This window comes from Sorangium sp. KYC3313 (assembly GCF_052075895.1).
Taxonomy (GTDB): domain Bacteria; phylum Myxococcota_A; class Polyangia; order Polyangiales; family Polyangiaceae; genus Sorangium; species Sorangium cellulosum_B.
On record NZ_CP197255.1, the window covers coordinates 6817427 to 6832143 of the forward strand.

At 72.1% G+C, this 14717-nt stretch carries 13 protein-coding genes; 4 read left to right on the forward strand and 9 right to left on the reverse strand.

Going from position 1 to position 14717, the window contains the following annotated elements; all coding sequences use genetic code 11:
- Positions 1-13 precede the first annotated feature (13 nt).
- From ACSRUE_RS26485 to ACSRUE_RS26510, 6 genes are all read right to left on the reverse strand, one after another.
- The gene (locus ACSRUE_RS26485; RefSeq protein WP_441286015.1) at positions 14-1051 is read right to left on the reverse strand and encodes a hypothetical protein; all 1038 of its coding nucleotides are present in this window, start codon (positions 1049-1051) and stop codon (positions 14-16) included.
- On the reverse strand, positions 1051-2091 hold the full coding sequence (locus ACSRUE_RS26490) for a hypothetical protein (protein WP_437766971.1): 1041 nt from the start codon (positions 2089-2091) through the stop codon (positions 1051-1053). Before ACSRUE_RS26490 ends, ACSRUE_RS26485 begins: the two co-directional genes overlap by 1 nt.
- A complete protein-coding gene (locus ACSRUE_RS26495) occupies positions 2088-3512 on the reverse strand; it encodes a serine/threonine-protein kinase (protein WP_441286016.1) in 1425 nt (474 codons plus the stop codon). The genes ACSRUE_RS26490 and ACSRUE_RS26495 overlap by 4 nt, the downstream gene beginning before the upstream one ends.
- 240 nt (positions 3513-3752) lie before the next feature.
- Positions 3753-4610: a 1-acyl-sn-glycerol-3-phosphate acyltransferase gene (locus tag ACSRUE_RS26500; RefSeq protein WP_441286017.1), complete on the reverse strand. Its 858-nt coding sequence runs from the start codon at positions 4608-4610 to the stop codon at positions 3753-3755.
- A gap of 274 nt (positions 4611-4884) precedes the next feature.
- A complete protein-coding gene (locus tag ACSRUE_RS26505) occupies positions 4885-5745 on the reverse strand; it encodes a formylglycine-generating enzyme family protein (protein WP_441286018.1) in 861 nt (286 codons plus the stop codon).
- 375 nt (positions 5746-6120) lie between these two features.
- A complete protein-coding gene (locus ACSRUE_RS26510) occupies positions 6121-7536 on the reverse strand; it encodes a hypothetical protein (protein ID WP_441286019.1) in 1416 nt (471 codons plus the stop codon).
- A 131-nt stretch (positions 7537-7667) separates the two neighbouring features.
- Between ACSRUE_RS26510 and ACSRUE_RS26515 the strand changes: the two genes are divergently transcribed.
- Positions 7668-8519, forward strand: coding sequence for an MBL fold metallo-hydrolase (locus tag ACSRUE_RS26515; protein ID WP_441286020.1), 852 nt, complete (start codon positions 7668-7670; stop codon positions 8517-8519).
- A 38-nt stretch (positions 8520-8557) separates the two neighbouring features.
- Here ACSRUE_RS26515 and ACSRUE_RS26520 read toward each other — a convergent pair whose 3' ends face one another.
- Positions 8558-9277: a DUF192 domain-containing protein gene (locus tag ACSRUE_RS26520; RefSeq protein WP_437944484.1), complete on the reverse strand. Its 720-nt coding sequence runs from the start codon at positions 9275-9277 to the stop codon at positions 8558-8560.
- Between the two features lie 66 nt (positions 9278-9343).
- On the opposite strand from ACSRUE_RS26520, the gene ACSRUE_RS26525 reads away from it, so the two are divergent.
- Positions 9344-10141 carry a peptidylprolyl isomerase gene (locus ACSRUE_RS26525; RefSeq protein WP_441286021.1) on the forward strand — a complete coding sequence of 266 codons (798 nt, stop codon included), beginning with the start codon at positions 9344-9346 and terminating at the stop codon, positions 10139-10141.
- A gap of 76 nt (positions 10142-10217) precedes the next feature.
- Here the strand turns inward: ACSRUE_RS26525 and ACSRUE_RS26530 are convergent, their stop codons facing one another.
- Positions 10218-11195: a lamin tail domain-containing protein gene (locus ACSRUE_RS26530; protein ID WP_441286022.1), complete on the reverse strand. Its 978-nt coding sequence runs from the start codon at positions 11193-11195 to the stop codon at positions 10218-10220.
- Positions 11196-11340: 145 nt separating this feature from the next.
- On the opposite strand from ACSRUE_RS26530, the gene ACSRUE_RS26535 reads away from it, so the two are divergent.
- Both ACSRUE_RS26535 and ACSRUE_RS26540 read left to right on the forward strand, forming a co-directional pair.
- Positions 11341-11889, forward strand: coding sequence for a hypothetical protein (locus ACSRUE_RS26535; protein ID WP_441286023.1), 549 nt, complete (start codon positions 11341-11343; stop codon positions 11887-11889).
- Entirely contained in the window at positions 11880-13547 is a 1668-nt protein-coding gene (locus ACSRUE_RS26540) for a putative metal-binding motif-containing protein (protein ID WP_441286024.1), read from the forward strand. Before ACSRUE_RS26535 ends, ACSRUE_RS26540 begins: the two co-directional genes overlap by 10 nt.
- 174 nt (positions 13548-13721) lie before the next feature.
- On the opposite strand, the gene ACSRUE_RS26545 is transcribed toward ACSRUE_RS26540, so the two are convergent.
- On the reverse strand, positions 13722-14708 hold the full coding sequence (locus ACSRUE_RS26545; RefSeq protein WP_441286025.1) for a hydroxymethylglutaryl-CoA lyase: 987 nt from the start codon (positions 14706-14708) through the stop codon (positions 13722-13724).
- Between the last annotated feature and the right edge of the window lie 9 nt (positions 14709-14717).

Below are 14717 nucleotides of genomic sequence, written 5' to 3' on the forward strand. Positions count from 1 at the left end.
TGGAGGCTGCGCGTCACTCGTCGTTGAAGCGGACGATCTGCCCCGACCCGGAGTTCGTCCAGTAGACGCCCGTCGCGTCCGCGGCGATGCCCGTCGGGCCCTCTTGATTCGCCGCGATCTCCTGCGGACCGCCGGCGCCGTCCTTGCGGAGCCGGTAGACGCTCTTCGCCTCCTTGGCGGTGATGTAAAGGTAGTCCCCATACGTCGCGATCCCGGCGGGAGGGCTCGGCAGATCTTCGTCGAGGAGGAGCACTGCGGCGTCTCCACCCGCTCCGCTCCGCGGATACCGCATGACGTTGTTGCCGTGGAGCCAGTAGAGGTTGGCCTCATCCAGCACGAGCAGCCCCGGCGGTTCGAGCTCCGAGAAGAGCTCCTTCTTGGGGGCGTCACCGCTGATGTCGATGACCGAGAGCGTCTTGTTCTTGGGATCGGTCCAGTAGACGAGGGGGCCGTCGATCACGACGTACGCCGGCTCGCCGCCCTCCGTCAGGTTCGTTCGACTGCCGCCCTGCTTGGACACCGAGGTGATGCGGTTGGCGTTCGGCCGAGCGCTGTAGGCGTTGTCGGCGCTCAGCGCGATCGCGCTTGCGGCGCCGCAGCTACCCCACAGGATCTCCCCGCCAGCGGCGGGGATCGGCGCTGCTTTCGGTAGCTTCAGCAGCTTGTCTCGGGTGTCCCCCTCGTCGGGGTCGCATTCGCCTTTGAAGGCGGCGTCGGTGCTCGACCAGTAGACGTGAGTCGCGTCCAGCGCGATCGCGTCGGGCACCTCGTTGGAAGGCTCGAGCAGATCGATGACCGCCCAGTCGTCCTTGATCTGCCTCCGGAGCGCGCCGCCCGTGAAGCTCCCCTGACTCCCGTCACTCCCCTTGTTGATCCAGTAGATCGCCTCCTCGTCGAGTGCGATGGCGCGAGGGTCCGCCTGGTTTTCGGCGATCGTCATCAGCTGGATCACCTGGCGATCCTCGAGCCCCGCGATCTCGGCGCAGCCGTTGAGGCCCGGCGCGAGCGCGGCGAGCGCCAGCGTCACGGCAGAGCACTTCGAGCTTCGCATCACCAATGGCCTCCGAGCACCAAGCGCCCCCCGTCCGAAGCGACGCTGGGCGCGACCCACACGCGCTCGACCGTGGCAGCCTGCTCCGGCGAACGCGGGGACATCAGCACCATCGCGACGCCGGCCCCGAGGCACACCAGCCCGGCGCCGACCGCGATGTTCGAGACCATCGCGGTCGTCCGGGCGCTCTCGTTCGCCTCGACGTCCGCGTGGCTGCAGCGGAAGCTGCCGCTGCACCCCTCCTCGACGTCCCCCGCTTTCTGCATCGTCAGCACCCCGAACACCGCCCCCACGCCGATCCCGGCGATCCCGACGCCGCCAGCGACGAAGCCGAGCGCGCGCATCGGGTTGCCGGTCGCCTCGGGCTTCGCGGCCGCCGGGCGGGCAGACGGCGGGCGCGGCGGGGCAGGGGGAGCCGCCTTCGCCTCCTGAACGGCGACGTCCGCGAGCGGCGGGATGGTCACCCGCGTCGTGCTGGGCCCGGCGTCGAGCGTCACCCGCTGCGACCAGGGCTGCTTGCCCGGCGCCTTGGCCTCGATCGCCGCCGTGCCCGGATCCACGGGGATGCCCGAGCCCGTGGCCGCGGTGGCGCTCAGCTCCTTGCCGTTCAGCGTGATCGTCATCGCAGGAGCCGCCTGCGTCGCCTGCGCCGCGTCCAGGACGAGGCGCGTCAGCCTGGCCTCCAGCTCGGACGCGCGCTTGGCCGCGAACTGGGCGCGATCCTGCTGCCCGGCGCTCGCGGCGAGCGAGGACGCCTCCGTGAACTCGGCCCATGCGCTGGCCGTCTTGCCCTCTTTCTCGTGGCAGACCGCCAGGTTCAGCAGCGTCCCGACCGTGGGATCCACGCGCTGGCTCTCCGCGAGCTTCGGGCAGGCCTCCTGGAGCTTGCCCTCGTCCATGAGCTTCTTGCCGTCCTGGAACAGCCCCTCGGCCAGCGCCTTGTCCGCCGCGGTCGGCTGCGCCAGGAGCGGTGAGGTCAGGCTGGTCCCACAGAGCAGCGCGAGCCATGCGCCCGCGTGTCGCGCTCGTAACGATCTCAATGGCGGCTCCTCAGCATCTCGTCCTCGCTGGTCGACCTCGGCGGTCTCGGCGGGCGGCCCGGCTTGAGCGGCGCGCCGGAGGCGGTCGCCTTCGGGCGCGCGTCGGCTGCAGCGCTGCCCGTGGGAGCCGCGCTCGGCGCAGAAACCGGCGCCGCCGGGCTCGACGCCTCGGTCGTTGCGCTGGCGGTCGCGGCCGGAGCGCCCGGCGCTGCAGCGGGGGGCTCGGGCCCGAGCGCGTCGACCGCGGCGCGCTCGGGCTGGCGTGGCACGGCGGCGCTCGGCGCCTGCGGCGCCACGCGCACGCTCGCGACCAGCCACACGCCCGCCCCGGCCGCGCTGGTCAGCAACGCGGCCACGCCGGCGGCGACGAGCAGCCTGCGCCGCGAGCGGCGCCGGTTGCTCGTGTGCGACCATGACGCGCCGGACAGCCTGTCGCTGTCCTCGGCCGCCCTCGAGTTGAGCAACGTCTGTCCGGCCGGCGACGCCGCGCCGATCGCGCTCTGGATGCGCGAGGTCGAGAGCTTCGCGAAGCTCGACCCGAGCGGCTCGAGGGCCTGCGCGAGCTTGCCGACGTTGGCGTACCGCTCGCTCACGTCGCGCTCCAGGCAGCGCGAGACGATCCGCTCCAGCGTGGCCGGCGCGTCGCTGCGCTTGTCGCGGAGCCGCGGCACCGGCTGGTGCAGGATGTTCGCCATCACCGCGGCGACCGTCTCGCCCTGGAATGGCGGCTCGCCCGTCACCAGCGTGTAGAGCAGCACACCGAACGACCAGACGTCGGCGCGCCCGTCGACGGTCCTCGGCGCCATCATCTGCTCGGGCGACATGTACCCGGGCGAGCCCATCACCTGCTTCGTCGACGTGAGCCCCGGCTCCGCGGGCGAGTCGAGGCCTTGCCCCTTCGAGATGCCGAAATCGAGGACCTTGATGTGCCGTGTGCCGTCCGCGTGTTCGGCGAGGAACAGATTCGAAGGCTTGATGTCCCGGTGGACGACGCCGGCCGCGTGCGCCTCGGCCACGGCCTCGAGCGCCTGCAGCACGTAATCGACAGCGTCCTGGATCGACAGCGGACCGTGGGTATCGATGACCTGCTGGAGATCGAGCCCGGTCAAGAACTCCATCACCATGAAGGGCACGCCGGTCTCGGTCGTGCCGACGTCGAACACGCGCGCGACGTGCTCGCCCGACAGGCGCGCCGCCGTCCGCGCCTCCCGCAGGAAGCGCGTGACGGCCTCCTGGTTCGCGAGGGCGTCCTGGCGCAGGATCTTGATGGCGACCTTCTGGTCGAGATCCTCGTTGCGCGCCGCCAGCACGACGCCCATTCCGCCGATGGCCACGACCCGCTCGACGCGGTACTTGGCTGCGATGAGCTCTCCCGGCTGGGCCAGCGGTGCGAGGAGCTGCGCGGTGCGGTCGGGGGTCACGGCTGGCGTTCAAGCCTACATGAACGGACTCGGTTTTCCGAGCGCCGCGCGAGGCCCAGCGCCCTTTGTCGCGCGCCCGCTGGTTTTGGAGCGCCGCGCGCCGCCCGCTCGGGCCATGGGCGCTCTCCGGACGCCACCGCACGCCACGGCGCCGCCATTCTCCTGCGGTTCGCCCGTCAACCAAGCGGCCCATCAACCACGCGGCCCGTCAACCACGCGGCCCGTCAACCACGCGGCCCATCAACCACGTGGGAAGAGACCGTGCCTGCCCGCCGCGCGGAGCTCGTCCAGCCCGGCCTCCATGCGCCCGACGATCCGCGCGAATGCGCGCTCGACCTCGTCCGGGTCGCTCGCGGCCTCTCTCGGGAGCCCGAGGTGCAGCGGGCGGAGCACCCTCGTGTGGATCTTCACCGGCAGGGGCACATGGGGGATCGGGATGCCGGCGATGAGCCCCCACGGCAAGGCGAGGCCGAGCGGCGCGACGTTCGAGCGCGCGAGCTCGGGCAGGCGGAGCCACCTGGCCAGCCTGCTCCCATCCGTGGCGATGTAGAGGGACTGGTGCGCCCCCACGCTCACGATCGGCACGATCGGCACGCCCTCGCGGATGGCGAGCCGGACGAAGCCGCGGCGCCGGCCGAAGCGGATCGTGTACTGCGCCGAGGTGGGCTTGCACGCGTCGAGATCGCCGCCGGGGAAGACCAGGACCGCCGCGCCGCGGGCGAGCGCTCGCCGCCCGTTCTCCGGGCTCGCGGCGATGGCGCCGCAGGCGTTGAGCCAGGCGCCGGCCTTCGGGACGTTGAACGGGAGATCGTGCATCAGCCCGTAGGAGAGCCGCGAGGGCCCATAAAGGCGCCAGAACGCCGTCATGTGGCAGTACATATCGGGCATTCCCGTCATCGCGTTGTGGTTGCTCACGGCGAGGAAGGGGCCGTCGGGCAGCTGCTCTTCGAGCTCGGTCTCGCAGCGGAAGTAGTCGTCGTAGAGGAAGCCGAGCAGCGGGAGCACCCGGGCGATGAACGCCGGGTCGCGCGCGTCGAGATCGTCCGGGCGGGCGCGCCCGCGGCCCTTGAGCGCGAACGCCGCGATCGCGTCCTTCACGAGGTCGAGGCTGGGGCGAGGCTCTCTCGGTAAGGTCAGCACCGTTCACGGTGCCCTAGCGTGCGGCCGAACCGAGGGGAAGCGCTTCGTTCAGGGCGCCTGTCGCGAGGCCTCGGCGCGGGATCGCGTCCGTCCTCCGCGCCGCCTGCGGTCGCGCCGAACGCCCGCTGCGCGCCGCGCCTCGAGCCGCGCCCGTGTGGGCCGGATCGAGCCGCGCCCGTGTGGGCCGGATCGAGCCGCGCCCGTGTGGGCCGGATCGTCGCCGCCGGCTCGCTCACTCGACGTCACGGCAGCACCGGAAGCCGGTCTCGTAGTAGCGGAACCCGTCCCCGTGCGCCGGGTTCGTGGAGCCGCACCGCGGCTTCGCGCCGCCGAAGCAGCCGGACCAGTAACAGCCCTTGAGGACGTGAGGATACTCGTTGACGTGGTATCGGGTGCGCACCACCCACTCCTCGACGTTCCCCGCCATGTCGTGGACGCCGAACGCGCTCGCGCACCCGGGTCGCGCGCCGCTCGGCTCGGCCTGGTACAGCGCCTGGACCTCGGCCAGCGCCTCGCTGGAAGGCCAGGAGCCGAGCGCGCCCTCGTCGGGCGCTCTCCACGTCTTGTTGTCGTTGCAGCGCTCCGCTTCGTGGGTGTTCCCGTACGGATAGACGAACGCCTCGGGGCCCTGGCACGCCGTGTCCCACTCGTCCTCGGTGCAGAGGCGCTTTCCGCGCTCCTCGCACCAGGCGCGCGCCGAGACGGCGCTCTCCATGACGAGCGGCAGGGCGCCTTCCACGTTCGGCGCCTCGAAGCGATCGATGCAGTATCCCTCGACCTCCGCCATGTCGGGCGGGCAGGGCGCCGGGGGCGTCGTGTCGAGGGGGAAGTCCTGCTCGTCGGTTCCGCCGCTGCCTCCCCCGAAGCCGCCGTCTCCCGCGCCCCCGCCGTCTCCCGCGCCGCTGCCTCCGCCCGATGTCACGGAGACCAACGAGGACGACGAGGACGACGAGGACGCCGCCGTCGCGCCCCCGCCGCCCAGGGCGTCGTCCATGCCGGCGCCGAGACCGCCGTCGCAGGCAGCGCTGAAGATCGCCACGAGCCCCAGCAGCGAGGTGAGCCGAGCGGCGAGGGGGAGAGCTCCAGAGCGCATCGCGGGCTCCTCGTCGAACAACGTGTCAGCGCGGCCGTCGCGCGTCGAGCGTGCGCCGCGCTTCCCGTGCTCCGCGCCGTGGTTCATCGCGTCAGATCGTCCTCGACATGCGTCCTCCGCCATCCTCCCTCATCGATCCTCGCGGCGCTCGGACGGAGTCCACCCGCAAAGGGCGGCAACGCGCGACAGGGGTGCTCGGAAGCGAAAGCGCCGGGAAAAAGCATATCAACCGTCGAGCCACGACGGGGCACCTTGAACGCCAGGATGGGAAAATTCCATGGCCTGTTCGCTTCGTTGGTGAGATGCCAGCGCTCTTCTCCCGGGATTCGGGTCCTCGGTTCCGGGTCGCGGGACCCGGCGCGGCCGAGCGATCCGCTAGAAGCGGAGTTTACATCGGAGGATCGCGCTCGGCGTGACACGGGCGGCGGTCAGCCGGCTCGCGCGCGCGTCGACGCGGACCTGGACCGCCACCGAGCCCGCGAGCGTGCGGCTCACCAGGTCGCGCGCGAGCAGCCCCACGGCGCCGGTCAGGTGCGACATCGCGGCAGAGCCAGCCAGGAGCGAGCATGGGATGGATCCAGATAGATCCATCGCGATCGCGGCGTCCGCGCCGTTGCGCTCGACGGTGCCCGTTCCTTTGAGCGTCAGCGCGCCGGCGGCGACCTCCACGCCGCTCAGCGCGACGCGCTGGCGGTCCGCAGAGAGGCGCGCGTCCGCCTTGACGGTCGTGGTGTTGCCGAAGAGGAGCCCGTCGAGCTCCTTGGGGTGGGGCAGGGTGAAGCCCTTCACCGTGAGCGCGATCGGCCCTTCGAGCGGCGCCTTGGACAGGGCGGTCCTGTCCGCCCCATCCGCGAGCCGCAGCTCGAGCGTTCCGGCGACGACCATCGTCGAGGCGCCGACGTCGACGCCGAGGAGCGCGCCCACGGCGGAGAGCGGCGTCGGCGCGAGCTCGATCGTGGCGCTCGGCGAGGGGCGCGGCCGGAGCTCGGCCCTGAGCGGCGCGGAGACGAGGTCCTCGCCGCCGAGGCCCAGGGAGATCGACGCTGCGCCGATGGACCAGGCGATGTCGGTGCGCGCGATCTCCTTGCCGGCGACGAGCACGCGAGCCTGCTTCAGGACGCCGATCTCCGGCCGCGGCGCGCCGGGCGGCGCGGCGGCGCCCTCGACCGGGGCGGCCGCGCGCCGCTCGAGGGCGCCGTCGGCCAGCGCGAGCACCTCCGGTCCACCTCCGTGATCCCGGAGACCCAGGCGGACGCGGCCCGTGGTGAGCGGCAGCGCCGCCGCGCGCGGGCCGTACTGCGCGACCCACGCCGGCAGATCCTCCAGGGCGTCGATCCCCACGAGGGTGAGCTCGACGCCTTCCGTCGCGATCCGCGCGGGCGAGAGCCCGCGCAGCTCGATGGTGGTGCGCGAGACCGTGCCCGAGAGCCCGCGCACCCCGAGGAGAGAGAAGCGGCCGTCGCGCAGGCGGATCGAGCGGAGATCGACGTCGATCTTCCCGGGATCGAGCGCGACGCCGCGCGCGCGGGCCTCGGCGATGATGCGCCGGCGGAGCGCGGGGGGACCGAGCACGACGAGCGCGGCGACGGCGGCCGCGACGACGGCGACGACCACGAGCGCCGCGATCAGGGCGCGGCGGCGCCGCTTGCCGCGCGCGCCTCGCGGCGCGCCGTCGTTCTCGCCGGGGGCGAGCGGCGCGCCGTTCTCGCCGGGGGCGCGCGGCGCGGCGAGCGGCACCTCCGCGTCGGTGTCGGGGGAAGAGGCAGAAGCGGGGCGAGGGGAGGGCGCCACGAAGTGAGATCTCTGTAGCGTCGTTCGAGCGCCGTCGCGAGCGCTTCGCGCAGCTCAGCGCGCTTGCAGCCGAGCCCTCGCCTGCGCTACGGGTCACAGAGCCGCCTGTCGCCCGGTCCCCGGAGCCCGGTATGAAGATCACCATCATCGCGAGCGGGAGCGGAGGCAACGCCACGCTGTTCGCTTCCCGCGGCACGCGGGTCCTCGTGGACGCGGGCGTCGGGCCGCGGGTGCTCGAGCAGTGCCTCTCGGCGGCGGCCGCGGGCGGCGCGGACGGCAGGCTGCTGCCCGACGCGATCGTCATCACGCACGCGCACGCCGACCACGTCGGCGTGGCCGCCAGGTACAACAAGAAGCACAAGATCCCGATCTACGCCTCGGAGGCGACCGCGCGCGCGGCGGAGCTCGGCGATCCAGAGCGCGTCCGGGGCTTCTCGTCGCGCGAGCCGTTCGCGGTTGGCGCGCTCACCTTCTCGCCGAGGCCGCTGCCGCACGACGCGGCGCAGGTCGCGCTCGTCGTCGACGACGGCGCGCGGCGGGCCGCGCTCGTGACGGATCTCGGCGAGGTCCCTCCGGGGCTCCTGGAGCACGTCGCCGGCTGCGACGTGCTGATGCTCGAGTCGAACTACGACGCGGGGCTGCTCGAGGCCGGCCCGTACCCGCAGCACCTCAAGCGCAGGATCCGCTCGGCGCGGGGCCACCTGTCGAACGCGCAGGCGTGCGAGCTGCTCGCGGCGCTGCCCGGCAGCACACACACGGTCGCGCTGATGCACCTCTCCGAGGTCAACAACCGCCCGGAGCTCGCGCTCGACGCCGCCCGTGACGCGCTCGTCGGCCGGCGCACGCGCCTCGTCGCCGCGCCGCCTCGGGGGCCGCTCGTCCTCGACGCGGCGGCGCCGCCGGCCCCTCCGCCCGGCGCGGCGCGCTCGTCGCTCGGGCCGCCGGCTCCCCCGCGCCAGCTCGGTCTGTTCACGGGGATATAAACGACGCTCCGGCCGAGGAGCCGCCGCTCGGGCGCGCGTCAGATCCCCTCGAGCCGCACCTTCTGGCCCGCGACGACGCCGTGGCGCCGCGCCCAGCCGGCGTTCAGCTCGAGGACGTACGTCGACGGACATCCGACGTCGAAGGTCGAGTCGTTGAGCGTCGGGGTATTCTCCTCGATACCGACGATCGTACCGTCGCTGTCGATGAACAGCATGTCGAGCGGGATGCACGTGTTGTGCATCCAGAACGAGTGATTGTTCCGCTGCTGGAAGACGAAGATCATCCCGCGGTTCTCCGCCATGCTCGTCCTGTACATGAGGCCGCGGGCGCGCTCTTGCTCTCTCCTGGCGATCTCGACGGTGACATCGGGGGCCTTGGCCTCGAGGAAGGTCACCTTGCCGGTCGCGAGCTGGAACGGGCCGGTCGGGTCCTCGGGGCACGCCGGATCCGGGCCGGTGAGCCTTGGAGACGGCCGCTCCGGCGCCGACGGCGTCGGCTGGATGCAGCGGCCGGCGTCCCGCCCCACGGTCGAGGCGGGCGGCGTCCCGGTCGAGGCGGGCGGCGTAACGTCGCCCACGTCGCTGCTGGGCGTGAGCGGGAGCGGCTCGTCGACGCGGCGCTCGCACGCGCCCAGGGCGATCCCGAGCAGCAGCGCGCCCAGGGCGGGAACGAGCGAGGCGAGCGCGGCGGGAATGGCCAGCGAGGCGGACGTGGTGGACGTGAACGGACGGGTCGCGAGGGCGCAGCGCGAGCTCATGCCGCTTCCTACCACGGCGACGCTCGTCCTTGACCGCTGGACCGCGACGCGGGAAATCGTCGCACGATGAACGCTCGAACCCTCGCCATTCAGTCCATCGCCACCCTCGCCACGCTCTCGGCCCTCGCGGGATGTTCGAAGACCCCCGAGCCCACGGCCGAAGAAGCGCCGAAGTCGAAGACCACGCCTGCGTCGACGGGGCTGGCCGGAGGCAAGGCGGACACGGCGGAGAAGGCGCGCCCTCAGCCGCAGAAGCGCAAGGTCACCGCGAAGCCGGTCGCCGAGGTCAAGCCCAGCGAGGACGACCCGGTCAAGGGCAAGTGGACGCTCGACGACGCCACCAAGGGGCTCCCGCCGGGCAAGACGTTGACCGCGTCGATCGAGACCGATCTCGGCACGCTGTCCTGCAAGCTGCTGGACGACAAGGCCCCGATCACCGTCGCGAATTTCGTCGGCCTGGCGCGGGGGATCAGGCCCTGGAAGACGCCGGAGGGGAAATGGGAGAAGAAGCCCGCTTACGACGGGACCATCTTCCACCGCATCATCAAGGGATTCATGATCCAGGGCGGCGACGCGAAGAAGAACGGCACCGGCGAGGCCGGTTACGTCATCCCCGACGAGGTGTGGGAGGACGGCAGCCACGATCGCGCGGGGCTCCTGTGCATGGCGAACCGCGGCAAGAACACGAACTCCGCGCAGTTCTTCATCACCGACGCGGCGGCGTTCCACCTCGACAACGGCTACACCATCTTCGGTGAGTGCGGGCCCGAGGAGCTCGTCCACAAGCTGGCCGGCGTCGAGGTCAAGGGCGAACGCCCGGTCACCCCGCCGGTCATCAAGAAGGTGACGATCACCCGGCAGTGATCGGTTCGAGGCACCCCGCGCCGAGCCCGGGCTCCCGCCGCCCCGCGGCGAGGAGCCGAGCTCGGAGCGGGCGCGCTCACGGGCAGTCGTTCTCTTCGCCGGGCGTCGGCGTGGACGTCACCGTGAAGCTGACGTCGAGCCACTCGCTCGTCTCGTCGTGCCCGCTGATGCCGTTGCCTTCGGTCGAGAGCTCGCCGAACTCGAGATCGCTACAGCGGACCATGCTCGCCCCGCTGCCGGCGGCCGCGGCCGGCCGCTGGCTGCCGCGCGCGGTGTCATCGGCATAACCGGTCTTGCCTGTCTTGTACACCATCGCCGAGTTCCCCAGCTCCTGGCCCCAGATGACGTAATCGACGTCCTGGAGCGGGCTGCCCTCCGTGCCGTCCCACTTGAAGAGAACCACCATCTCTCCGCCGTCGGTGAGCAGCGCGCCGGATTGCGCCCCGAGGGCGCCGTTCGTGGGCGCGATCATGGGCGGCACGTCCTCCCCCCCGCAGGGGATGGGCGTCTCGTCCAGGGCGAAGTCGGCGCACCGCTGGTACTCGATCTCGAAGCCGTCATCGCTCGCCAGCACGAGGCGTCCGCCCGCAGGAATCATGGTCCCGGGGGGGAACTGGACGAGGAAGTCCGTCCCTGCGCTGCCGGTCGGCGCGAAGGCGGTACCCGTGGTGATGGCATAATAAACGCTGTTGTCCGAAAGGTAGTAGTCGGTGAGGTCGAGCTCGGCCTCGGTCGGGTTCCAGAGCTCGATGAACTCGCCCGCTCCAGGTTTGACGGCGATCTCCGAGATCAGCAGGTGGCCGGCGGGCTCACCGGGGACCACGCCGCCGCCGCTGCCGCCGTCTCCACCGCCAGCGCCGCCAGCGCCGCCAGCGCCGCCTTCACCGCCGCCGCCTTCACCGCCGCCGCCTTCGCCGGAGCTGCTCGAGGTGGTGCTGGAGGAGCTCGCTCCACCTCCCCCCGTCCCGTCATCGCCGCCGCACGCCATGAGGGGGGCGAGCGCCAGAGGGGGAGCTGCGAGGAGTGCGATGGTGAGCAGGTTGCGCGTGTGCATTGTTGAGAGATACATCAGAGCGCCGGCCAACAGGCAAGTGGGATTGCAGCCTGGGGGAAACGATCCACCGCTCGTCGTGGCGTCAGGACACTGCCATCGCTGCCAAATGCATGGCGGGCGCGCGAGGAATCGATAGCATGGCGACATGCGACGCCGCTTCTCGCTCCTCCTGACACTCCTCTGCGTACCGCTCCCTGGGCTCGGTCTCGCTGTCGGTTGCGGCCAGACAGTGATCGTGGACGATCCGTCCGCAGGCGGCGGGGGCCGCGGCGAAGCCGGCGCTCCGCCGTCTGCGGACGGCGGGGGCGGCTCGGACCCGGGGAGGGATCCGCTCGAAGAGTACGAAGACCCCGGCTGCCCCGACACCGGGCCGCCGGTCACCGATTTCGCGTGCGATCCGTACGATCAGTCGAGCGGCTTTTGCGCCCCGGGAGATGGGTGCTTCATCTACGTGCAGTATCCGGACGAGCCGTGCGGGCAGGAGATCTACGGCGCGTACTGCGCGCCGGCCGGTCCAGGCCGTCAGGGCGATCCGTGCAGCGGCGGCAGCCAGTGCGGCGCCGGGTTCGCCTGCGTGGTGACCGGCTCGGGCACCCAGTGCGTCGAGCTCTGCGCGCTCAGCGGCGACCACAGCTGTGATCCGGGGTTCGTGTGCGAGCCGATCGACGTCGCGGGGATGGGCGGATGTCTGTGACGACGTACGCCCTGGGTCGGCGCGCGCGCCGGAAGGCGGCGCTGGCGGCGGCCCTGTTCGGGGCGGTTCTTGGCGGCGGGTCGCTCTCAGGAGGGTGCGGGGCGCGGACGGGGCTGAACATCCCGCCGCCCGCGCCGGAGTGCGAGGTGGACGCCGACTGTCCCGGCATCGAGGATCTCTGCGAGCCTGTGTTCTGCCGGCTCTTCGAGGCGGGGCAGCCCGACGGCGGCGCGGCGCCCTCGTCCGAGGGCGCGGCCCCGCGGCGCGGCGGGGAGTGCGTCGCGCTGGAGCCGGTGGATTGTGACGACAGCGATCCCTGCACCAAGGACACGTGCGAGAGCGCGACCGGAGCGTGCGTCTACGGGCCGTCGACGCTCGACAGCGACGGCGACGGCTTCCGCGCGGCGCTGCCCGGCACGATCCCTGGCGAGCCGCTCGCGTGCGGCGACGACTGCGACGACGCGAGCGCCGCGGCCTTCCCTGGGGGGATCGAGATCTGCGACGGCGTCGACAACGACTGCGACGGCACGGTCGACAACGGGGCGCGCTTCGTGCCGCTCGACACCGACGCGACCCGCATCTCGGGCGACATCGCGCCGGCCGGCGCTGGCGGGCTCGCCTGGAGCGGGACGTCGTACGCGTCGCTCTATACCGGGACCGCGCAGGGCTTCAACGTGTACCGGTCGATGATCAGCGTCGACGGGCAGCCGCTCGCGCCGGGCGAGGAGATCATCACGCCGAAGAACGGCGACGCCTCCGGCGGGCCGATCGTGTGGGTCGGCGATCGGTACGGCGCCGCCTGGCAGGACCGGCGCGACGGCGACTACGAGGTGTACTTCTCCCTGCTCGACGAGAAGGGCCAGAAGGTGGAGGGCGGCGATCGGCGGATCTCGAAGGCGCCCGGCTTCTCCGTCAACGTGACGCTCACCTGGAACGACGCGGAGTTCATCCCCGTCTGGCAGGACGAGCGCAACGGCCTCTTCGATCTGTTCGCGCAGCGCATCGACATCGACGGCAACCTGATCGGCGACAACGTCCAGCTCACGGAGGCGTCGAACGGCTTCGGCAACGAGGCGCCCTCCGCGGCGGCCGGCCTGGGCGGCATCGGGGTCGCGTGGTCCACGGGCGACGCGGCCACGCACTTCATCCAGTTCCGGACGTTCACCGCCGAGCTCGATCCGCGCTCGGAGGTCGTCACGCTGACGACCGGCGAGACCGACGCGGTCTACCCGACGGTGGTCTGGAACCGCGATCGCTACGTCATCGCGTGGTTCGACAAGTCGGCGAGCCTCAAGGCCATCTACGCGGCGGCGGTCTCGGAGGACGGCGAGCTCCTCACGCCGCCCACGCCCATCTCGGACCCTGGGCCCTTCCGCTCCAGGTACCCGTTCCTGCGCCCGCTCGGCGATCGGCTGCTCGCGATCTACTCGGACGACCGCGATCAGAACGACGGCTACGAGCTCTACGCGGTCACGGTCAACGCGGATCTCGCGCCGATCAGCGCGGAGCAGCGGCTCACCTTCGCGCCCCGCGACAGCATCGGCCCGGTCGCGACGTTCGGGCCGGAGGGCGACGTGGGCATCCTCTTCCGCGACGATCGCGAGGGCGGCGAGCACCACGTCTTCTTCACGCGCCTCGGGTGCATCGCGGGCGACTGACGGCGGCCTCGCGGGGCCTGGCGCGGCGCGGGTACCCCTCCAGCGGGGTGCAGATTCGTGGGATACGGGCTCAGCCGCTAGGCAGGCGAGTGAGGCGTACGAAAGTACGCCGCAGCGAGCCGAACGACGCGGATGAGCCCGTAGCGCACGAAGATGCGCCCCGCTGGGCCGCGCTCAGCCCCGGGTCGGCTGGCGGCGGAGCCGGAACGGGCCGGCGCGGTGGACCTTGCCCGGGAGCGGGCGGCCGATGACCTGCTCGGCGACGTTCCCCGCCTCGATCACCTTGTCGAGATCGACGCCGGTCCGGACGCCCATCCCGTGGAGCATGAACACGAGGTCCTCCGTCGCCATGTTGCCCGCCGCGCCCGGCGCGTAGGGACAGCCGCCGACGCCCGCCACCGACGCGTCGAAGTCGCGCACCCCGAGCTCCAGGCCGACCAGGATGTTCGCGAGCGCCGTGCCGCGCGTGTCGTGCAGGTGCAGCGCGAACCGCTCGGGCGGCATCGCGTCGAGGAAGCGGCGGACGATGTCGTGCGTCTGCCGCGGGGTGCCGACGCCGATCGTGTCGCCGAGGGACACCTGGTAGCAGCCGAGGTCGATGAGCCGCTCCGCGATGCGCACGACCCGGGCAGGGTCGACGTCGCCCTCGTACGGGCAGCCCCACACGGTCGAGACGTAGGCGCGCACGGCGAGGCCCGCCTCGCGCGCCGGAGGGACGATCTCCGAGAACACCGAGAGCGTGTCGTCGATCGACTTGTTGATGTTGGCGCGGTTGTGCGCCTCGCTCGCGCTCAGGAAGACGGCGATCTCGCGCAGGCCCACCGCGAGCGCGCGCTCGAGGCCGCGCGCGTTCGGGCACAGGGCGCTGAAGGTCACGCCCTGCTCCGCCGGGAGCGTCCGCGCGAGCTCCTCGGCGTCGGCGAGCTGCGGCACCCACTTCGGCGACACGAAGCTCGTGATCTCGATCCTGCGGAGACCGGCGCTGACGAGCGCCGCGATGAGCCGCCGCTTGCCCTCGATCGGGATCATCGCCGCCTCGTTCTGGAGCCCGTCCCGCGGGCTCACCTCGTAGATCGAGACCTCGTCGGCGACGCGGGCGAAGAGCGGCGCCGAGGCGGCGGCGCGATCCGCGCTCTCGTGATCGGCGGTCCCCTCGGTCATCGGAGGCCC